Here is a 19,968-nt window from a genome sequence, read left to right as displayed (position 1 = left end):
ACTCTGCCTAGGGGTCAGTTAGTCAGGCTTGCATTTCCGCAGCGCGGTGAACTGCTTTCACGATGCCCTGGTAGCCCGTGCACCGGCAGAAGTTGCCGGACAAGCCCTCACGGATCTCCTCATCCGTCGGCGCCGGGTTATCACGCAGCAGCGCGGTGATCGACATGACGAACCCCGGCGTGCAGAACCCGCATTGAAGGCCGTGGCACTCGCGCATCGCGGCTTGCACGGGGGACAGTTCGCCATCATCGGACGCGATGCCCTCCACCGTGGTCACCTCGCATCCGTCGGCCTGCACCGCGAACATCAGGCAGGACCGCGTCGCCTGTCCGTCGACCAGCACGGTGCATGCGCCGCAGGCACCGTGTTCGCAGCCCAGATGGGTCCCGGTGAGCCCACACCGCTCACGCAGATAGTCGGCCAGCGTCAGCCGCGGCTCCAGGGTCGCCTCGGTCGGCTGTCCGTTCACGGTCATCTCCACCGGCCACTCATGCATCGCTTGCCTCCGCGGTCGCTTTCTCCCATGCGCGGGCCACCATGGTCGCCCCCACCTTGGCCCGATAGCCGGCCGAGCCCTGCAGATCCGCCGGGATGTCCCGCAGTGCACTGATCGCCAGCCGCCCCACCTCGTCCGGGGTGACGTCGTCGACCGGCCGTCCGAGCACTGCTTCTTCTGCGGGCGAACCGCATAGCGGCGTCGAACCGAGGCCCAAAAGCCCTATACCGCAGCGACTGACCCGCAAGTCATCGTCGAGTTCAACGGCGACCGCCGCGCCCGCAATCGCGAAATCGCCGTGCCTGCGCGCGAATTCCTCCACCGCGAAGCCCGACCGCGCACCCCACACCGGGAACCGTACAGCCGTGAGGATTTCATCGGACGCCATCGAGTTCTCCCACAGCCCGGTGAAGAACGATGTGGCCGCAATCTCACGCTTCCCCCGCGGCGATACCGTTTCCATCCGCGCATCCAGCGCCAGCGCCACCGCGGCGTACTCCGCGGCGGGATCGGCATGCGCGATGGCACCGCCGAGCGTGCCACGATTCCGGATCTGAAAGTGGCCGATATACGGCGTCGCGAGCGTCAACAACGGGACCGAGTCCGCGACCTCGTCGTCCATCCCGACGAACACGTGAGGTGTCGCGGCCCCGATCCGGATTTCGCTGTCCTGCAACTGGATTCCGACAAGATCGTCGATCCGCGAAATGTCGATCAAGTTGTCGAAATGCGTCAGACGCATCGCGAGCATCGGCACCAGGCTCTGGCCGCCGGCCAAAATCTTCGCGTCGTCGCCGTATTCGGCGAGTAGATCGACAGCCTCGTCGACTGCGCTGGGCCGGTGATAGGCGAACGCGGCAGCCTTCACCGTCGCCACCTACCCAAGAGGAAGCCGATGGCACCGCCCGCCGCCAGCGCCGCGATGACCGGTGCGAACCGCTTGGCCATCGGCAGCGCGACCACCTTCAACAGGTCGACGGAATCGCCCGCGGCGGGTTGACTTGCGGCGGTGACAGTTTCCGCCGTTGGCGCGCTGGTGACCGGCACCGCTCCGCCGAGGATGTCGGCCTCCAGCGCCTTGGCGAACTGCGCGATCAGGTTTCCCGCGACCTCGCCGAGCACGCCGCGGCCGAACTGTGCCGCCTTACCTGAGATGGTGAGGTCGGTGGTGATCACCACGCTGGTGGCGTCGCCTTCGTCCTTGAGTTGGGCCGTGACGACCGCGGCCGCGTTGCCGTTGCCCCTCGTCTCCTTGCCGTTGGCCTTGAGCACCACACGCTGCGCTGCGGCGTCCTTCTCGAGGAACGCCGCTTGCCCCTTGTACGACACGGTGATCGGGCCGACCTTCACCTTGACCGCGCCGGTGAACTGATCTCCGTCGACCGACAGCAGGGTCGCGCCGGGAAGGCACGGCGCGACGCGCTCGACATCGGTCAGCACCTCCCACGTCTGCGCCGCGGGTACCCCGACCCGAAATTCGTTGTTCAGCTCCACTTTTGAGACTCCTCGATGAGCGAGACGATGGCTGACGGACTAGCGGGAAGGCGGGTCAGCGTCACACCGAGGGGGGCCAATGCGTCGTTGATCGCGTTGATCACCGCAGGCGTCGCCCCGATGGCTCCGCCCTCGCCGACGCCCTTGTAGCCGCCAACGCCGGGGCCCGGAATCTCGATGTGCCCGAACTCGATTGGTGGCACCTCGGTGGCCGTCGGCACGAGGTAGTCGACAAACGTCGAGGACAACGGGTTTCCGTCTGCGTCGTAAACCATGTCTTCCAGCAGCGCGCCGCCGATGCCCTGCACGGTTCCGCCCGCGATCTGGCCCTCGACCACGTTGGGGTTGATCATCGCCCCGACATCCTCGCTGACGATGTAGCGCGTCAGCGTGACGTGCCCGGTCTCGATGTCCACTTCGCAGGTGCAGGCGTGGGTGGCGTTGGCCCAGTGGATCGGCGCCTGGGAGGTGAAGCGCGCGGTTGCCTCCAGCGTCGCCGACATCCCCGCTGGCAGCTGTTGCGGTTCGTAATACGCGCGGTACGCCAGCTCACCGAAGGTCACGCTTTGCGAGTCATCGTCGCGCACGGATGCGCGCGACCCGCCGAGTTCGATTGCGTCCTCGTCGACCCCGAGCCTGGCCGCGGCCATCGCGACGATCTGCTTGCGCAGAATTGTGCCCGCCTCGTTGATGGCGCCCGCCGTCATCGGGCCCGACCGGCTGCCCTGGGTGCCCGCACCGTACGGCGTCACCGCGGTGTCGCCCTGGATGGTGGACAGGTCGTCGATCTCGGCGCCGAGAGCGTCGGCGGTCAATTGCACGACGGTGGTCTCGATGCTGTTCCCGGTCGAGCCGCCGTTCACGTAGACGTTGATCTTGCCCGTCGGTTCCATCCGGATGGTCGCGCCCTCGGTGGCGAGATGCCCGGTGGCCGCGCCGGTGGGTTCGATGTACGCCGAGAAACCAAGCCCGATGTAGCGGCCCTGCGCCAGTGCCTCCTGTTGCTCGCGGCGGAACCCTTCGTGGTCAAGGATTTTCACCGCCTGCTCGAAGGTGTCGGCCGGCGCGACATGGTCGTATGGCATGCCGTTCGGATTGAAGTACGGCATCTCGTCGCCGCGCAGGATGTTGCGCCGCCTCAACTCGACCGGATCCATCTCCATCTTGCGCGCGGCGATGTCGAGAAGGATCTCGCGGGTCAGTGTCTCGTACTGCCACGGCCCGCGATACGCCGCGAGGCCCGCGGTGTTGGAGAACACCGTCTTGTAGTTGAAGCTGGCCTTCGGCACCCGGTACGGGCCGGGAAAGAACATGCCGACCGCGGCGGTGGTCAGCACCGGATACGGCGTCGGATACGCACCGATGTCGTAGGTGAAGTCGATGTCGGCGGCCAGGATCTTGCCCTCGTCGTCAAAAGCCATGCGCGCCTTGCCGTCGACGTGGCGAGCCTGACCGGCCGACATCAAGTTCTCACGCCGGTCTTCGATCCACTTCAGCGCGAACGGCACCTTGCGGGCGGCCAGCAGGATGCACATGTCCTCGCGCATCGGCACGACCTTTTGGCCGAAGCCCCCGCCGGTGTCGCGCATGATCACCCGCACGCGCTGGGCCGGGATGCCGAGCAACCGCGCGGCGAACGCCCGCAACTCGTGTGGCGTCTGGGTGGACGCCCACACCGTCAGTTCCTCCGACGACGCTTCCCACTCGACGACCATGCCGCGGGTCTCCATCGGCACCGGCGCGTAAATCTGTTGATAGACATTGGCTTCCGCGACGTGTGCGGCCGAGGTGAACGTCTCCTCGTCCGGCGGCGCCCCGCCGAGCCCGCCCGCCACGTTGTCGGGATAGGCCTCATGCACGACGACATCGGAGCCAACGGCCCGCGTGAAGTCGGCGATCGCGGGCAGTGGTTCGTAGTCGACCTCCACCAGTTCGACGGCGTCCTCGGCGATATAGCGGCTCTCCGCCACCACCAGGGCCACCGGGTCGCCGACGAACTTCGCTTCGCCTTCGGCCAGCGGCGGCCTCGGCGTATCCGCGATGTCCTTGCCCGCGACGGCGTGCCACGCCTCTTTGACCTCCGGATTGAGGTCCTCGGCCGTGAAGACCGCGCGTACGCCGGGCAGCGCCAGCGCCGCGGAGGCGTCGATGCCGTTGAGTTTCGCGCGAGCGAAGGGGCTGCGCACGAAACAGGCGTGCAGCATGCCGGGCCTGCTGATGTCGTCGACGAACGTTCCGCGGCCGGTCAACAGGCGGTTGTCTTCAACGCGGGGAACTCGGGCGCCTGCGTAGCGGGGGGCAACCGTTTCCGTCACGGAATCACGTTATCGTATTTGAGAGCGACATTTCCACCCTCGTTGTCTCATCTAATCAATCGTGATGGATACGGCCGCCGACCTCGGTCAATGGCTTGCCGCCGCCGCCCCAGCGGCGGGCGATGATCTCCGCGGCGATCGACACCGCGGTCTCCTCGGGGGTTCGCGCGCCCAGGTCGAGGCCGATCGGGCTGGACAACCGGCTGAGTTCGCTGTCGGTCAGCCCGACCTCGCGCAGTCGGGCCATCCGATCCTGATGGGTCCGGCGCGAACCCATCACGCCGATGTAGTCGACCTCGGGCAGTTGCACCGCCACCTGCAGCACGGGCACGTCGAACTTGGGGTCGTGGGTCAGCACGCAGATCGCGGTCCTGGCGTCGATTGCGCCCTGCTCGGCTTGCCCGCGCAGGTAGCGGTCCGGCCAGTCGACGACCACCTCGTGGGCGTGCGGGAAGCGGGCAGGGGTCGCGAACACCGGTCTGGCGTCGCACACGGTGACGCGATAGCCGAGGAAGGCGCCCTGGCGCGCGAGCGCCGACGCGAAGTCGATGGCACCGAAGATCAGCATCCGCGGTGACGGCGCGTGGCTGGCGACGAACACCTCCATGCCCGCCTCCTGGCGCTGGCCATCGGGCCCGTAGGACAACACCGCGGTGCGGCCGGCGGCGAGCAGGCCCCTGGCGTCGTCGGCCACGGCGTCGTCAGCGCGTTCAGAGCCCAGCGATCCCTCGACGGCGTCCGATCCGATCACCAGTCGTCGCCCCAGCCAGCTGGGGTCCGGGTGGGCGATCACGGTGGCGACGGCCGTCGGGCGGCGGGCTCCGATGTCGTCAGCGATCGTCTGGAGCTGTGGAAAAGTGTTGCGGGACACCGGCTCTGCAAAGATGTCGATGATCCCGCCGCATGTCAGCCCGACCGCGAACGCGTCGTCGTCGGAGATGCCGTAGCGATGCAGTTCGGGTCTGCCGGTGGCCACCACCTCGTTGGCGAGTTCGTAGACGGCGGCCTCGACGCACCCGCCGGACACCGAACCCGTGACCGCGCCGTCGGGAGCGACGACCATGGTGGCACCAGGCGGGCGCGGCGCGGATTTGATCGTCCGGACGACCGTCGCGACACCCGCCGTGCCGCCGGCACGCCACACCGTCAGCAGTTCGTCGAGTACGTCTCGCACGCTGGAAAGTCTATGCCGGAAACCCGGCTTCACTGTGCGAGTGCTCAGCGATGCGTCAGGCCGCGTCGAATGCGACAGGAAGCGACGCCGGTCCGGTGATGCCCACCATCGGCTTCCACGGCGCCGGTCCGCTGCGACGCATATTGCGCATGCGCCGCGACAGCACCCGCAGCGCTTCGGCCACCTCGCGCCTGGCCAGGTTCGCGCCAAGGCAGTAGTGCGCACCTGCTCCGAAAGACTGCATCGGGGCAGCCCCCTCACGGGTGATGTCGAGACGATCCGGATCGTCGTAGATGTTGGGGTCGCGGTTCGCGGCGGCGGTGTTGACCAGGAGGAAAGTGTTCGCCGGGATCGTCACGCCTTCGTACTCGACGTCTTCGATGGTCATCCGCATGACCCCGATCGTCACGGGGTAGAAGCGCATCAGCTCCTCGACCGCCTGCATCGCGATCTCGGGATGGTCGGCGAGCAGCTGCCACTGCTCCGGGTGATCACACAGGACGTCGACGGCGGCGGCCACCTGGTTCCGGGTGGTGTCGGTGCCTGCCATGAGCAGACCGCCCGCCAGCATCCGCAGTTCGGCCATGCTCAGCCGGTCGCCGTCGTCCTCGGCCCGGATCAGTTCCGAGATCAGGTCGTCCGTGGGCGACCCGCGGCGCTGGGCGACCATGTCGTCGACGTAATCGTCGAGCTCGCCCCACGCCTTCAGGATGTCGGGCTGGTGCTCGGCCGCCCTGAAGGTGAACGTCTTGAAGAATTCGTCCGCCCACACGGAGAACAGCTGCCAGTCCTGCTTTGGCGCGCCGAGTAGCTCACAGATGACCGGAATCGGGTACGGCCGTGCGACATCCGCGACGACATCGCAACGGCCTTCTGCGATCAGCGGGTCGGTCAGCTGCGTGATGATGTCGACGATCGTCGTATCAAGCCGTGCCACCGCACGCGGACTGAACGCCTTACACATCAGTCGTCGCATGCGGGCGTGGTCGTCACCGTTGACGCTCAGCAGTGTCGCGGTGACCCGGTCCCACAATGGGCCTGAGGTGATGCCTTGGGCTTCCAGACCCAGCCCCGGCGGTGGCGCCAGTCGGTGATCGCGAAGCGCGGTATGCGCCAGTTCATAGCTCAAGATCTCGGGCCCATGGGCGCCCATCGCGATGGGGAACTGTTCGCGCGCCTCCTTGAGGGCGGCGTGCACGGCGCTGGGAGTCGACGCGTCCTCGTAGGAAACGGTCGGTAGGTCTGCTTCGAAAACGGTTGGGCAGGTGACGCTGACGACGCTCACGGTGGCCTCCTCGTCGGGATGCCTTCATGGTCTGGCCGTGCCGAAGGGACCGATAGCGTAGGTACCTACCTGCTTTTGGGAGGAGTCCGCATTGCGCGTACGTGGTTTGGTTCTGCTGGCAATCACCGGCGCCATCGGGGCTGTTCCCGGGCTCGCGGCGGCGGCGCCGGTGCCGGCGGTTTCGGACGCCGCGCAGGCCGCAGGGCTGGTCGACGTCCATTCGATCGTGCCCGACGCGATCGTCGATCTCCGGTATGCGACGCCCGACAACTTCGTCGGTGTGCCGTTGTACCCCGGGGACGCGCGATGCCTGGTGCACGAGTCGATGGCGCAGGGGCTGGCCGCCGCCGCCGCAGTGCTGCGACCCGCAGGTGAAGTGCTGCACTTCTGGGACTGCTATCGGCCGCATGACGTTCAGGTGCGGATGTTCGAGGCGGTGCCCGATCCGAACTGGGTCGCCCGACCAGGCCCGTATTCGCAAAGCCACGAAACCGGCCGGTCTATAGATGTGACGATCGCAAACTCGACAGGCCCGGTGGACATGGGTACCGATTTCGACGATTTCACGCCGCGAGCACTCGCCTACGCGACCGACGGCGTGAGCGCCGCCGCACAGGCCAACCGCGCACGCTTGCGCGACGCGATGCAGGCGGGTGGGCTGACGGTCTACAAGGGTGAGTGGTGGCATTTCGACACCAGCGGGGCGTACGAGAAGCGCCCAATTCTCAATGTGCCGGTCGATTAGGTGATTCGATCGAGCTCATTCGCGGACCAGCGTCCACAAGCAGTACCCGCTCATCTCGATCGAGTAGAGCTGGGGCAGCATGTGAAACGAAAGTGTCTGCCCGGGTTGACTTTCCGTGACCTGCGGGGCACCGACGACTCCGGCTTGCACAACCGCTCGCTGCTCGGCGCGGCATCGGGTGGATGCGTCGAGCGGGGTTGCTGTCCAAGCGCCCGACCTGACGCTCGGGTCGCGCAGGCCTTGACCGTGCAGGGTCATCGCGGGCCCGAAACTCAACCACCGGTCATTGGGCGGCGGGGGAGATGTCACGGTCTGCCATCGACCGTCGGCGCACACCAGCGGCGTCTGGTCGTCCGACGGCCAGGTCATCACGCTCGTCAAGTCCGACCCACACGGCGCACTGTCTTGCGGCTCGGCCGGATCCGCCGCTGCGACCGGCGCCACGGGAGCCGAGACCATCGACACTGACACCACGGCCGCGGCGATTACTGTCCTTCGCACTGGACCGAACCCGTTCCATCGCCGACGGTGACCACGGATGCATCATAGGTGGGTAGATGCCACCATTGTGGTTGGTTGAGAATCCGCCATGACCTCCAGCTTCATCGTGTTTGCCAGAGGCCACCAACTGGGTACTGGAGATCTGCAATGACCAGTCACCGAATCGTTCATCCGTTTCATGCCCTTCGCGCTGCCGTCGTAGCGATCACGGCGGCGGCGGCCGTGCTGAGCGGGCCCGCCCCCGGCGCTTCTGCCGAGCCATGTCCCGATGTCGAGGCGGTATTCGCGAGAGGGACCAGTGAGCCGCCTGGTGTCGGCGGCGTCGGTCAGGCATTCGTCGACGCACTGCGTGCCCGGGTCGGCGACCGATCGCTGGCGGTGTACCCGGTCAACTACCCGGCCAGCAGCGATTTCAACGCCGGCGTCGAGTTCGCCGCGACGGTGGTCGAAGGCATCAGGGACGCCGCCAACCACGTCGAAGCGACGGCGGCCAACTGCCCGAACACCAGAATCGTGCTCGGCGGGTTCTCGCAGGGCGCGGCGGTGGCGGGCTTCACCACCTCCGCCGTCGTCCCCGAGGGTGTACCTGCCGCGTTCGTCCCGCCTCCGATGCCGCCTGAGGTGGCCAACCACGTCGCCGCGGTGGTCTTGTTCGGCAAGCCCTCGGATCAATGGCTTCGCGACGCGGGCGCGCCGACCGTCGTCATCGGCCCGCTGTATGTGCCCAAGACCATCGACCTGTGCGCGGACGGGGACACCATCTGCAACGGCGCACCGCTGGGCGGACCTACCGTGGCGCACGCGTCGTACGGCTTCAACGGCATGGTCAACCAGGCCGCGGACTTCGCCGCGAATCGGCTGTAGGTCAGCCGGATCAATCGATGACGCAGCCTTCCTCGAGTGCCTGCTCGGCTTCCTCGAGGACGACGGCCTGTGCCTTTTCGTAGATCCGCCAGGCGTCTTCGGGGCTGTCGCCCACCGCCGTCAGGCCGACGCGACCGCATTCGGTCAGGCAGCTGATCATGTGGAACACCACGCCTGTTCGGCGGGCCTGATCGAAATGCAGGCCGTGTCGGACCACGACGTCGAACAGTTCGCGCACCGTCAGTGCCTTGAGGCGGTCGTCCTCGAAGTGGTCCGTGGCGACCAGATACTTGCTGCTGCCGCTCGGGGTGAGAAAGACGCCACGCTCGCCGTCATAGCTACCGTCGGTGAGGAACTGCAGCGTGAGGAACGGATGTGTGGTGCCGCCCTTACGAAGATTCAGCTCGATCGCATACGGCGTCCATGCGCCGGTGTTGTCCTGCACGACAACGAAATCCACCGCGAACCTGCCGAGGGCGCCGAGCTCTGCGAGGCGTCTGCCGATGACCATGGCAGGCTCGGCGATGGCCGCGGCGTAGTCCGGATTCGCGGGGAACACGCAGCCGAGGTACTTCTGGCCGCTGGCGCCGCCGAGCAGCTGATCGTGGGTGGACAACAATTCGACGCTGCCGTCGGGCAGTGCCCGCATCTGAACACTGGGGCTGGTCAGCGCCTCTCCGGTGATGCGTTCCTCGACGATGCCGCCGTGCTTCTCGAAGGCGGCCAAATACACCTCGACGGCCAGGCCTTCGGCTTCTGGCTGCATGTGCAACAGACGGTCGCGGATGGTGGCGGCCTCGTCAGGTGAGTCGGGGGCGGGCAGGTCGCTCAGATCCACCATCGCGTTGCCCGCACCCGAAACGCCCTCGTTGAGCTTCACGATCGCCTGGTGCAGCGACGGGCGACGGGCGCGCATACTCTGCACACCGGCGACGATGTCGTCGACCGTGTGAAGGTCTTCCGCCCCGACCGGGCACCGCACGCCCAGTTCCTCGAACATCCTGCGGCAGCCGGTCTTGCTGCCGAGGTCCTCCAACCGCGGATCAGCGCCATACATCGGTATCCGAAGGCTCAGTGTCACGTCCCGTTCGAGCGCAGTCGTGTTGTACGGGATGAGATGACTGCGGGCAGGGTTGGGTATCAGCGCCCGGATCTCGCGCAGAAGCCGCGGTCTTGCAAGCAATTTCGAACTCAGCGGACTTGGTGAGGCGTCGCCGACCGGGACCAGTGTGAGCCGGGAGCGGGCATGGCTGGGAATCACGCCGGGCAGCAGACCGAGGTAGTACTCGATGATCGACTCCGAAATGGGCTGCGAGGTCACGTAGATCATCTGCAACCGCGGCTGGCGAAGCAGCAGCAACAGGAACAGCGCGCGTTCCTCCATCGCCTGCATCACGGTGCCGCTGCCCGGGGTCGTGCGTTCGATGCTGATCGACGGGACAACGACCACCGATTCGTTCTCCATGTCCAGCCGCATGGACTCCCAGACAGCGGGCATCGACCGCTGCAATTCTTCGAAGCGGCGATAGCGCTCCTGCTCATCGAGCTGTGACAGCCGTCGACCTGCCCGCGCCGGCGCGTCCAGTTGTGTCATGGTTCCCCCTGTTGTTTGAGCGCACTGATGTTGTGTACGCGCACCGAGCGACTGAAGCCCTTGGGCTGGATGTCGCCGACCATCTCCGCGACGGCGACGTGTTCGGTGGCCGCCAGCACCCGGTCGGTGACCCGCACCTGCCAGGGAAGGGCGTCCGAGCACAGCCGGGCAGCCAGGTTGGTGACGCTGCCGATGGCCGCGTAGTCGAACCGGCCTTCGAATCCGATCTTGCCGAGTGTCGCAAAGCCTTGTGCAATACCGATTCCCAGCGACAAGTCGAAGCCGTACCGGCGCCAGCGGGCGGCGTGGTCGTGGATGGAGTCGCGGATCTCGAGTGCCATTCGGACCGCGCGCTCCGCGGAGTCGTCGTAGGAGATCGGATCGTTGAAGAACACCATCACGCCGTCGCCGGTGAATCGTTCGAGCGTGCCACCGTACGCATGCACCCTTTCTCCGATCGCGTGGTGATATTCGGCGAGCGCACCCATCACTTCCTCGGGTTCGCTGGTCTCGGCGAACGGGGTGAAATTCCTCAGATCGGTGAACAGCACCACGATTTCGCGGCGGTGGCTGGCCAACAGCGTCTCGTCGCCGACGACGAGGTCGGCGAGTTGCGGGGACAGGAAGCGGCGCAACCGATTGGTCCGCTCCAGCTCGTGGACCTGTTGTGCGACACGGGATTCCAGTTCGGCATTCCATTCGGCGAGTTCGGCGCGCTGGCGCCGGATGGTGTCGTGGTACCGCTTGATGCGAGCCAGCGACGCCACCCGGGCGAGCAGTTCGCTCTTGTCGAATGGTTTGGTGACGAAGTCGTCGGCACCCGCCTCCAGCGCCGCCAACCGTTGCTCGCTGCCGCTGGCGGTGATCATCACCACGGGCAGGAATTCCGTTGCAGGCGTTGCCCGGACACGGCGGCAGACTTCGTAGCCGTCCATCTCCGGCATCAGGATGTCGAGCAGCACGACGTCGATGTCTTCGGTCTCGAGCAGCGCCAGTGCCTTGGCACCGGACTGTGCGGTCAGCACCCGGTGCCCGCGTGGGGTGAGCACCGCGTCGAGGAGTTTGAGGTTGGTGGGTTGGTCGTCGACAGCCAACACGGTCGCGGCGAGGTCCATCAGTCCGCCCGCCCACGGAGGAAGGCTTCGATTTGGCCGGGCAGCGCGCGCACGCTGATGGGCTTCTCGACGTACCCGTCGAAGCCTGCTTGTGCTGCGCGCTCCTTGTCTTCTGTCATCGCCAGTGCTGTCACGGCGACGACCGGAACGTGTGGGGCGAGCGTGTCCCGCCGCAGCCTGCGCAGTGTCTCGGTGCCGTCGATGCCTGGCAGTTGTAGATCCATCAACACCAGATCGGGGGGAGTTTCCCTGGCGATACGCAGCCCCTCCTCGCCCGATTGCGCCTCGACGACGTCGAAACCGGCAAAACTCAGCACATCGCGAACCAGCTTGAGGTTCAGCGGATTGTCCTCGACGACGAGGATGCGCCGCGGCGTCACAGCGCACCCACCTTGGTGAGGGCCGCCATCAGTTCCTCACGGCCAATCGGCTTGCGTAGGTACACATCTGCGCCCAGCGCCAGACCACGAGTTCGATCGTCGACGTCCGTGGCGATCACCACCGGGATGCCCGCGGTGGCGGGATCCTCCTTGAGTTCGGTGAGCACTTGCCAGCCGTCGCGGCGCGGCAGTCCGATCTCGAGCACGACGGCCGCAGGCAGTTCCTCGCGCGCCATCGCGAGCGCCTCGATACCGTCCCTGGCCCGCAGCACCCTCGTCAGCGACCCGTCGAGGTAGGCCGAACTCAAGTCGAGTGAGGCGCGGTCGTCGTCGACGAGCAGGATGGCGGGCAGGTGTTCTGGCGCGGGCGCGCCACGATGCAACACACGCGGCATCGAAAACCCGAACGTGGCGCCCTCGCCGGGGGTGCTTTCCAGCCACATGCGTCCGCCCCACAGCCAGACGAACCGCCGGGACAGCGTCAAGCCCAAACCCGTGCCCTCCTCCTTCGGTGACCCCGTGCGGCCCTGCTGGAACGACTCGAAAATTCGCTCCTGGTCCTCGACCGGTACGCCGATGCCGGTATCGGTCACCGTGACCTCGAGGTCGTCTTGTTCGCGGTAGGCGCGTAGCGACACACATCCGCCGTCGGGGGTGAACTTGACGGCGTTGCTCAGCAGGTTGAGCACCACCTGCTTGAACTTTCGCTCGTCGGCATCGATGGTGCTGATCTCGTCGGCCATATCGACCTTGATGGTGATGGCGTGTTGGGCCGCGCGTTCACGGACCATCGCCAAGCAGTAGTCCACCGCGGTGCTCACGCTGAATGTGCTTGGCTCAAGCACCATTTGACCGGCCTCGACCTTGGACAGGTCGAGTATCTCGTTCAGGAGTTCCAGTAGGTGCTTGCCCGAGTTCCAGATGTCGCGTAGGTATTCGTCCTGGCGCTCGTTGAGCTCACCGAACATGCGGTCCAGCAACACCTCCGAGAAACCGATGACCGCGTTGAGTGGAGTGCGCAGTTCGTGCGACATGCTGGCCAGGAATTCCGATTTGTGATGGCTGGCGACTTCCAGTTCTCTGGTCTTGGTTTGCAGCTCGCCGAACAGCCGCGCGTTGACGATGGCCAGTGCCGACTGCCCGGCGAATGTCTCGAGCAGTTCGACGTGAGTGCCGAACGACCCCACGCTGCGCCGCCGGATCACCAGTACGCCAAGAATGCGGTCGCCGCGCGCGATAGGAACCGCGAGCACCGACCGCCAGCCGTCGCCGAACAACGCCTCGAGGTGCGGATCGCGTTCGACGACCGCCAGATCCGGCACCTCGAGCGTTCGGTGGGCGGTGGCGGCGCGCCCGACCAGCGTCGAATCGCGGTCGATTGTCATGGCCCGCAACTTGTTCAACAGCTCCGGGCCGGTGCCCGCGGTGGCACGAACGTGGAAGGTGTTGCTCGATTCGTCGTATTCCATGATCGAGCCACCGTCGGTTCCGGTCAGCCGCACCGCGTTGCTGACGATCCGATCGAGCACCTCGTCGAGATCGAGGCTGGAGCCGACGGCGTCACCGACGTCGCGCAGCGCCTCGAGTTGCGCGACCTTGCTGCCGAGCTCGCGCAGCAGCGCCACCTGTCGCATCACGATGGCGCCCTGGACAGCGAACTCCTCGAGCAGTTCACACTCGCGGGGGTCGAACGGCTGGGCGCTCGTGCGCCACATCGAGAGCACCCCGACGACGTCGTTCTCCAGGATCATCGGGGTGGACAGCAGCGTGCGGTAGCCCGCCAGCTGCTGCAGATCGGGGCGGCCGTAGCTGGCGTCGCTGAGCACGTCGGCGATCTGCACCGTGCGCTTCTCCACGGCCGCACGACCGACCGTGGACGAACTGTTCCTGGCCAGCGGATGGTCCGCGAGGTACCTGCGGAACTCCTCGGGGATCTTGCCCGACGCGCGCGACAGCCGGAACACCTCGCCTTCGGGGATGTACAGGTTGGCGGCCTGGGCGCGGCAGAGGCTCTCGGCGCGCTCGAGGATCGTGTCGAGGATGGCCCCTGGGTCGGCGCCGGCCCGGCCGAGCGCGGCGAGGATCTGGCGACTGGCCGCGGACTGTTCGCGGGCATCGCGCAACGCCTGGTTCAGCTCCGTCGAAGCCCGCGACACGCGCGTGGTGCGTTCGCTGCGTTCGGCCACCGATTCCTCCCCCGGATCGTCCCAGTGTGGCCCTCCGCGGCCCGCTTAACAGCGGAATCGGCGTGACAGTTATGTCAGCTGTCGGCTACGGCCCGGGACCGGTCGGCTCGGAGGTGTGCTCGCGATGCGCGATCGTCAGTTGAACCCGGGATTTCACATCGAGTTTCCGGAACACCGCCCGTAGGTGGGTGTTGACGGTGTTCGGCGACACCCCGAGTTCAGCGGCGGCGGAGCGGTTGGTGTGCCCCGAACTGATCAGCTCGACGACCCTGCGTTCGGTCGGCGTCAGCGCCGCCCAGCCGGTTGGCGGCCGGGGCACCGGCGGGTTGATCCGGACTCCGCGAATGCCATGGCTGCGAAGAAGTTTCGCCACTGTGTGGCTGCCTGCTTCGGCGCCGATGCGTTGGTAGATCTCGGCCGCCTCCACCAGCGCATCGACAGCCTCGCGGGCACGGTCGCGCGCCAGCAGGGTCGATCCGAGGTCTCTGAGCGCGTCGGCCAGTAGCAGCGGGCGCGGTGATTCGCGCAATATCCCTACCGCGTTGGCCAGCAGGGCAGCATCGTCTGACAAGAAACCGTGGATGTGCGAAGCGGTGCCTTCCAGCGTGGGGACACCGGGATTGCGTTGTGCGGCAAGGTCGGCGATGTGGGCCGCCTTGCGTGCGAACTCCGGATCCCCACCGTCAAGACCGATACGCGCCAGCACCCGCATCCACGGCGGTGACCACGGCCACGGATCGCGGAACTCTTCGATACCGTCGAGCAACGGGCCCAGGATGACGAGGCCGGCCTGGTAATCACCCGCACTCGCCTTCAGCCAGCCCTGCATCAGACGCAGCCGCGGCACCGTCTCATCGGCGGACACGGGTATCAAAAACTCGGTCGCCCTTGCGAATTCACCTCGATAGCTGGCGACGGCGGCGAGCACCATCCGCGCGTTGAGCCGGAACCCGTAGTTTCCCGTCTCGTCGGAAAGCCGCAACAGCGTGCGAGCACCCGCTTCGGCGGCATCCAACCGGCCCAAGTTGTGGTCCTGCCACATCTGCGCGTACAACATCGCAGGCGCTTGGCTGTCGGCGTCCTGATGGGCCTCGCGGATCTTCGCGAGCATGGCCTCGGCGTCGTCGTAGCGGTCGAGGTGCTGAAGGGTCCGGATCTCTTCGGCTTCGTATGCCGAATCCGACAGCCTTCTCAGGTCGGAGAATCGATCGAGGGCGAGTCGATGCCTGCCCTCGTTGCGCGCGGTCTCGATCAGTGCCACGACGGCAAGCCGCTGAGAATAGGTGTCGCTGAGGCGATGTCCCTCCGCGAGCGCCGCCTGCGCCATCGTCTCGGCGCGCGCGGCCGACTGCGTGCGCGACGCGGCCAGCGCCTGCGCCGCGGACAACTGAGCCCGGGCAACCGCCGACACACTGGCGATCGCCAGAGCGGCACTGGCCCTGCGTTCCATCTGCGCACACTCGCCGGCCAACCACAGCGCGCGGCATGCCTGCAGTTCGATGTGGGCGATGGTTTCGGCCTCGTCTGTGGCGGCGAGCAGCCGATCCGCGACGGCCAGCGCCTCGCCGTCGCGCTGCACATTGACCAGCGTCTCAACCGTCCGTTCGCCTGCGAGCAGCCAGAGCGGATGCCCTTCTGTGGTCAGCGCGAAAGCCTGCTTGGCCAGTTCGGCGGCCTGATCGGGCATCGACACCATGCATTCGCGGGCTGCTTCCTCCAAGGCGAGCACGGCCTCCTCGTCGTCCCGGGTGGCGCACGCACTGAAATGGTGGGCCGCCGCCAGCGCCGATCGGCCGTCGCCGACGATGAAGCGGGCACACGCGCGGTGAAGCGCTCGACGGTCACCCGGCGGGATGTCTGCGTACACGGCTTCACGGACCAGGTCGTGAGGGAAGAACACTTCGCCGTCGACGCTGCCAAGCAATCCGTTGTCGACCCCCTCGCGTGCCAGCAGCGCCAGCTGGGCTTCCGACAAGCTCCCGAGCAGATGTCCCGCATCGGCGAGAGTGATCGCGCGACCCCACACGGCGGCCAGCCTGATCAGCGCCGCCGCGGGCCCGGACAAGCCGGCGACGCGTGCCCGGACGCCGACCGACAATTCGGTGTGGAGGTCACCCGCGTCTTGGCCGCGTTGGTGCCTGCGCGCCAGACCCTCGATCACCTGAACGGCCCAGAACGGGTTGCCTCCGACGCCGCCGAGAAGCTTCCTGGTCTGCTCGGACGGTTCAGTACCCAGCAGGTCGGCCGCGATGCCGTCGATATCCGCCAGCGCCAGCGGCCCCAATTCGATACGGGTGATGGTGGCGGCATCGTCGATGCCTGCGATCAACTCGTCGAGCGGGTCACGGGGCAGCCACCGACTCGTGACCGCCCACACCACGGGCGATCCGGCCAGCCGCGCGGGAAGTACGCGCAGCGCGAACCTGGTGAGGCGGTCGGCCCATTGCACATCGTCGATCGCGATCAGCACCGGCCCGTGCACGGCCAACTCCTCCAGCAATGCACTGATGCGGTCGACCAGCCACAGCGGCTGGTCGTAGAGCGGCGCCAGGCTGGCGAACGCGTCGCCGGGCAGCAGGGGAGTCGGGCCCGAGCGAAGCGACACCAGCAGCGGTGCGCCCGGCGCGATCTGGTCGTTTTGTTCGGCCTTGCCGCTGCCGACCTTGAACCCGGCCCGCGACGCTTGTTCGACGACGGAGCGCAGGACCGCCGACTTACCGATACCCGGCTCGCCGCTGATCACCACCAAGGCGCCCTGCCCGGTGCGCGCCGCTCGGTCCAACGCGGTGAGCGCCTTTGCCATCGCAACGCTGCGCCCTCTGAGCGCTACCCGTGCCATCAGTCATTCATCCCGTCGCGCCCCATATCGGTACTTCTGAGGCCGCGCACCCCCGACGGGCCGAACTGAGTTACTTAGTGACTAACGCCGCTTCGCCGGAATGATTCCGTTGGATCATCGGGGCGGGGTAACCCGTATCCACGATATTGACGGTGACGACCCTTGTTGCCGCTCGGACATCCGGCCCGAAGGGCTCGTGCGAACGCGTGATCGCGGGCTTCTCGGCCGCCAATTCGACGCCTGCAGATGCCGCGGAGCGATGGTCAACGCTGCGCCGCTACGCTGTCGGAGCGGGAAAAAGATTCCGCTTCCATCGCTTTGGGCAAACATCTAACCACTGGCTCCCAAAAGATCGTCAATTCGTGCGATGGGCATGCGATCGCGTTGGTGATTAAGTCATCGCTGCTTGCGACATTACTAGCAAGTAAGTTTCGCCTGTGCCGGCGATCTCCAGCCAAGGGGTTTCTCAATGCAAGTTGCCAGCCGTCCTTACGCCACAGCGGGCATCGCTCTGGTAGGGGCCAGCGTGATAGCCGTATCTCCCATTGCGCCGCCCCTGCCCGATATCCACCTGCCGACCCCGGCGCACGTGGCCAGGGCCGTCGAGCTTGCTGCGGAGGAGTTGGCCGCCACTCCGCTCAGCTACCCGCAGGTGTTCCAGGAGGCCGTTACCAACCTGCAGGCCATCATCAAGACGGTCGCGGCGAATCCGACACCGATTCTGAGTCAGGTTCTTTCGAACCAACTCGCCACGGTCAAGGCTCTTGCGGCGGTGCTTCCGACAACCTCCCCGCTCGGCACGATCGCGGCGCTGCCAAACGCCGCTACCAGTCTCTTGTCCGGGCTTGCTGCCAACGAGCCTGCCGCGGTTGCCGGCCTTCTGACCGCGATTCAATCGGCTCTCGGCCAAATTTCCACGGCGGTGACGTCGGCAGCGCCGCCACTGCTGCAAGCCGCCCTCGGCGACCTCACAAAGGGCAACGTCGAGGATGCGATCAACAACGTGCTCAGCGCCGCCATCGGGACGGTGTTCCCGGTGCAGGGCGTCATCCAGCCGCTGCTGGCCGCCACGGTCACCACGCCGTTGCAGGCAGTGGTGGACGCGATCAACAGCGTCGGGCCGCTCGGGACGATCATCTCGAACCCTCTGCAAAATATGGTGAACGTGATCAACGCTGTTCAGGACGGTGGCGTTCTGTCGCCCTTGTCTCAAGCCGTCACTGGCCTTCTCGGGCCGGCGATCAGCGGTGTAGGCGCGTTCGGTGCCGCGGTCGACGACGTCGGCAGCGCCATCGCTGCGGGTAACCCGGCGGCCGCTCTCGCGGCCATCATCAACGGCCCGGCAACGGTTTTGGGAGGCGTGCTGAACGGCGGGTTCGGTCCCAACCTGGCAGCGCTGGCGGGCTTCCCGCCGGATGCGGTCAACGTTGTCGCCGGCGGCCTTTTGAGCGGGGGGCTGAACATCATATCGATCAGCCCGAAGCTGACCGTCCAACTCGCAGGCACCATCAACTCACTGCAGGCGCTGGTGCAGGCGATCGCCAAGGCGATGGTTCCGCCGACGGTCACGCCCGCTGTGAAGAGTTCGACGTTGGCCGCGGCTGCCGAGCTACCGGCTGCGCCTTCGACGACGGTGACCCTGAAGACCGCCAGCAGCGCGGCGAGTATCCCCGCCAAGTCTGACACTTCCGCTGAGGCGACCACGCCCGCCGCGGAGAAGCCTGCGCAGAAGCCGGAAAGCACGACCGCTTCGACGGGGACCGAATCCACCAGCGAGACAAAGGATTCGACCACCAAGCCGCAGTCGACGGAGGCGGCCGGTGACACCAAGTCTGCGGACAAGGGCGCCGACGTCACGACCGGCAACAAGGTCGACCCGAAGCCGGCGGCCGGATCGGACTCCACCAAGTCGGGTAGCGACGCGAAGGGTTCCACCTCGACGACCACGCACGAGGCGACCACTGGCACGTCGGAGACGTCGGGTGCGTCGGCGTCGACCGGTGCGGACAAGGGCTCGGCGAAGAGCACCGCTGGCCCGAAGCACGCCAAGAGCGGCCCGAAGCACGCCAAGAGCGGCAAGTAGCACCTTCTACAGGCAGGCCTCCCCCATCGAACACGATGGGGGAGGCCTGCTTTCGTATCCGCCCCGGGGAGCAGGTTTCGTCACCGCTCGATCGGGCCACCCTGCGATCAGCATGAGACGACACGAGGGCACGCCCAGCACACCGAAGGACGCCACGAAGGCAACGGAGGACCAACGCGAGCTGCAACGAGAGCTCGATCACCGCGACGGCGACGCGGACGCTCCGGCACGGCACCAAAATCGCCACGACCTGGCTGACGAGTCGGGGCGGTGACGCCGACTCACGATGGTCGGTGCACGTAGGTCACGATGGCATTGGTCAGGCCGCGTCGTGCGAGATCGAGGTCGTAGTACGAACCGAGTTGGCGTTCGGAGGCCAGCCCCCGCATCGCTCCCGGGATGAACGAAGCCACCTCGCGGACCCGTTCGGGATCGACGTCGACGTCGCGGAACGCCTCCTGACACGATTCGATCCAACTCCGTCCCCACGACTGCAGTTCGGCGGCAGTCTGCGGATAGAGCCGTTCCAACTCGCCGCCGTCGCGGGGGAGAGCGGCGCGCAGCGTCTCGATCGCCCGCGAATCCGGTGCGGACAACCCATCGAAGAGCAGGTCGATGATCGCTGCCACCCGCTCGCGAAGCGGCGCGTCGGGGTTCGCCCGCGAGGGCAGTCGGCCGCGCCGCTCCGCGGTGCGCCGCAACACCGCCGCCCACAGTCCGTCGATGTCGCCGAACTGGTATTTGACCGCGCCCCATGTTGCGCCGGCATCCTTCGCGATCCGATTGGCTGAGGCCGCGGCGACATCCCCCGTCGCAAGGGCGCGCAATGCCGCGTCGAGCATGGCGTCGCGGGTGGCTTGACCACGGCGGTTGCTCCGGCGGGTGATCGGCTCAGGC

The 19,968-nt window shown here is 66.7% G+C and carries 17 protein-coding genes; 4 read left to right on the top strand and 13 right to left on the bottom strand.

Annotation, left to right across the window (positions count from 1 at the left end; all coding sequences use genetic code 11):
* Positions 1-22: 22 nt before the first annotated feature.
* From ACGFK1_RS12705 to ACGFK1_RS12680, 6 genes are read right to left on the bottom strand one after another with little or no spacing between them, the layout of a single operon-like run.
* Positions 23-496, bottom strand: a complete 474-nt coding sequence (locus ACGFK1_RS12705) for a (2Fe-2S)-binding protein (protein WP_393428924.1) — start codon at positions 494-496, stop codon at positions 23-25.
* Entirely contained in the window at positions 489-1,364 is an 876-nt protein-coding gene (locus tag ACGFK1_RS12700) for an FAD binding domain-containing protein (RefSeq protein WP_393428921.1), read from the bottom strand. The genes ACGFK1_RS12705 and ACGFK1_RS12700 overlap by 8 nt, the downstream gene beginning before the upstream one ends.
* Complete coding sequence (locus ACGFK1_RS12695) at positions 1,361-1,990, bottom strand: SRPBCC family protein (RefSeq protein ID WP_393428918.1); 630 nt, start codon at positions 1,988-1,990, stop codon at positions 1,361-1,363. The genes ACGFK1_RS12700 and ACGFK1_RS12695 overlap by 4 nt, the downstream gene beginning before the upstream one ends.
* On the bottom strand, positions 1,981-4,305 hold the full coding sequence (locus ACGFK1_RS12690; RefSeq protein ID WP_393428914.1) for a xanthine dehydrogenase family protein molybdopterin-binding subunit: 2,325 nt from the start codon (positions 4,303-4,305) through the stop codon (positions 1,981-1,983). Before ACGFK1_RS12690 ends, ACGFK1_RS12695 begins: the two co-directional genes overlap by 10 nt.
* 55 nt (positions 4,306-4,360) lie before the next feature.
* Positions 4,361-5,479, bottom strand: coding sequence for an XdhC family protein (locus ACGFK1_RS12685; RefSeq protein WP_393428911.1), 1,119 nt, complete (start codon positions 5,477-5,479; stop codon positions 4,361-4,363).
* 55 nt (positions 5,480-5,534) lie between these two features.
* On the bottom strand, positions 5,535-6,764 hold the full coding sequence (locus ACGFK1_RS12680; protein ID WP_393428908.1) for a cytochrome P450: 1,230 nt from the start codon (positions 6,762-6,764) through the stop codon (positions 5,535-5,537).
* Positions 6,765-6,855: 91 nt separating this feature from the next.
* Between ACGFK1_RS12680 and ACGFK1_RS12675 the strand changes: the two genes are divergently transcribed.
* Entirely contained in the window at positions 6,856-7,509 is a 654-nt protein-coding gene (locus tag ACGFK1_RS12675) for a M15 family metallopeptidase (RefSeq protein ID WP_393428905.1), read from the top strand.
* A 15-nt stretch (positions 7,510-7,524) separates the two neighbouring features.
* On the opposite strand, the gene ACGFK1_RS12670 is transcribed toward ACGFK1_RS12675, so the two are convergent.
* Positions 7,525-8,010, bottom strand: coding sequence for a hypothetical protein (locus ACGFK1_RS12670; protein ID WP_393428902.1), 486 nt, complete (start codon positions 8,008-8,010; stop codon positions 7,525-7,527).
* A gap of 147 nt (positions 8,011-8,157) precedes the next feature.
* Here ACGFK1_RS12670 and ACGFK1_RS12665 point away from each other — a divergent pair, with 147 nt between their 5' ends.
* The gene (locus ACGFK1_RS12665) at positions 8,158-8,874 is read left to right on the top strand and encodes a cutinase family protein (protein WP_393428900.1); all 717 of its coding nucleotides are present in this window, start codon (positions 8,158-8,160) and stop codon (positions 8,872-8,874) included.
* A gap of 10 nt (positions 8,875-8,884) precedes the next feature.
* Here the strand turns inward: ACGFK1_RS12665 and ACGFK1_RS12660 are convergent, their stop codons facing one another.
* From ACGFK1_RS12660 to ACGFK1_RS12640, 5 genes are all read right to left on the bottom strand, one after another.
* Positions 8,885-10,468 (bottom strand): peptide ligase PGM1-related protein, encoded by a 1,584-nt coding sequence (locus ACGFK1_RS12660; protein ID WP_393428897.1) that lies wholly within the window; start codon positions 10,466-10,468, stop codon positions 8,885-8,887.
* A complete protein-coding gene (locus ACGFK1_RS12655) occupies positions 10,465-11,583 on the bottom strand; it encodes a response regulator (RefSeq protein WP_393428894.1) in 1,119 nt (372 codons plus the stop codon). Before ACGFK1_RS12655 ends, ACGFK1_RS12660 begins: the two co-directional genes overlap by 4 nt.
* Positions 11,583-11,963, bottom strand: coding sequence for a response regulator (locus ACGFK1_RS12650; protein WP_393428891.1), 381 nt, complete (start codon positions 11,961-11,963; stop codon positions 11,583-11,585). The genes ACGFK1_RS12655 and ACGFK1_RS12650 overlap by 1 nt, the downstream gene beginning before the upstream one ends.
* Positions 11,960-14,149 (bottom strand): GAF domain-containing protein, encoded by a 2,190-nt coding sequence (locus tag ACGFK1_RS12645; protein WP_393428888.1) that lies wholly within the window; start codon positions 14,147-14,149, stop codon positions 11,960-11,962. Before ACGFK1_RS12645 ends, ACGFK1_RS12650 begins: the two co-directional genes overlap by 4 nt.
* A gap of 85 nt (positions 14,150-14,234) precedes the next feature.
* Positions 14,235-16,988, bottom strand: coding sequence for an AAA family ATPase (locus tag ACGFK1_RS12640; protein ID WP_393428885.1), 2,754 nt, complete (start codon positions 16,986-16,988; stop codon positions 14,235-14,237).
* 469 nt (positions 16,989-17,457) lie between these two features.
* Here ACGFK1_RS12640 and ACGFK1_RS12635 point away from each other — a divergent pair, with 469 nt between their 5' ends.
* The gene (locus tag ACGFK1_RS12635) at positions 17,458-19,071 is read left to right on the top strand and encodes a hypothetical protein (protein ID WP_393428882.1); all 1,614 of its coding nucleotides are present in this window, start codon (positions 17,458-17,460) and stop codon (positions 19,069-19,071) included.
* 112 nt (positions 19,072-19,183) lie between these two features.
* The gene (locus tag ACGFK1_RS12630; protein WP_393428879.1) at positions 19,184-19,345 is read left to right on the top strand and encodes a hypothetical protein; all 162 of its coding nucleotides are present in this window, start codon (positions 19,184-19,186) and stop codon (positions 19,343-19,345) included.
* Positions 19,346-19,352: 7 nt separating this feature from the next.
* Here the strand turns inward: ACGFK1_RS12630 and ACGFK1_RS12625 are convergent, their stop codons facing one another.
* A complete protein-coding gene (locus ACGFK1_RS12625; protein WP_393430071.1) occupies positions 19,353-19,913 on the bottom strand; it encodes a TetR/AcrR family transcriptional regulator in 561 nt (186 codons plus the stop codon).
* Between the last annotated feature and the right edge of the window lie 55 nt (positions 19,914-19,968).

The organism is Mycobacterium sp. NPDC048908, from assembly GCF_043197955.1.
In the GTDB taxonomy this organism is placed as follows: Bacteria; Actinomycetota; Actinomycetes; order Mycobacteriales; family Mycobacteriaceae; genus Mycobacterium.
This window is presented reverse-complemented; position numbering and strand designations above follow the sequence as displayed.

Excerpts from the sequence above, each read along its gene's own strand:
- ACGFK1_RS12705 (WP_393428924.1), bottom strand. The coding sequence starts at position 496 with ATGCATGAGTGGCCGGTGGAGATGACCGTGAACGGACAGCCGACCGAG.
- ACGFK1_RS12665 (WP_393428900.1), top strand. The coding sequence starts at position 8,158 with ATGACCAGTCACCGAATCGTTCATCCGTTTCATGCCCTTCGCGCTGCC.
- ACGFK1_RS12660 (WP_393428897.1), bottom strand. The coding sequence starts at position 10,468 with ATGACACAACTGGACGCGCCGGCGCGGGCAGGTCGACGGCTGTCACAG.
- ACGFK1_RS12655 (WP_393428894.1), bottom strand. The coding sequence starts at position 11,583 with ATGGACCTCGCCGCGACCGTGTTGGCTGTCGACGACCAACCCACCAAC.
- ACGFK1_RS12640 (WP_393428885.1), bottom strand. The coding sequence starts at position 16,988 with ATGGCACGGGTAGCGCTCAGAGGGCGCAGCGTTGCGATGGCAAAGGCG.
- ACGFK1_RS12635 (WP_393428882.1), top strand. The coding sequence starts at position 17,458 with ATGCAAGTTGCCAGCCGTCCTTACGCCACAGCGGGCATCGCTCTGGTA.
- ACGFK1_RS12630 (WP_393428879.1), top strand. The coding sequence starts at position 19,184 with ATGAGACGACACGAGGGCACGCCCAGCACACCGAAGGACGCCACGAAG.
- ACGFK1_RS12625 (WP_393430071.1), bottom strand. The coding sequence starts at position 19,913 with ATGCTCGACGCGGCATTGCGCGCCCTTGCGACGGGGGATGTCGCCGCG.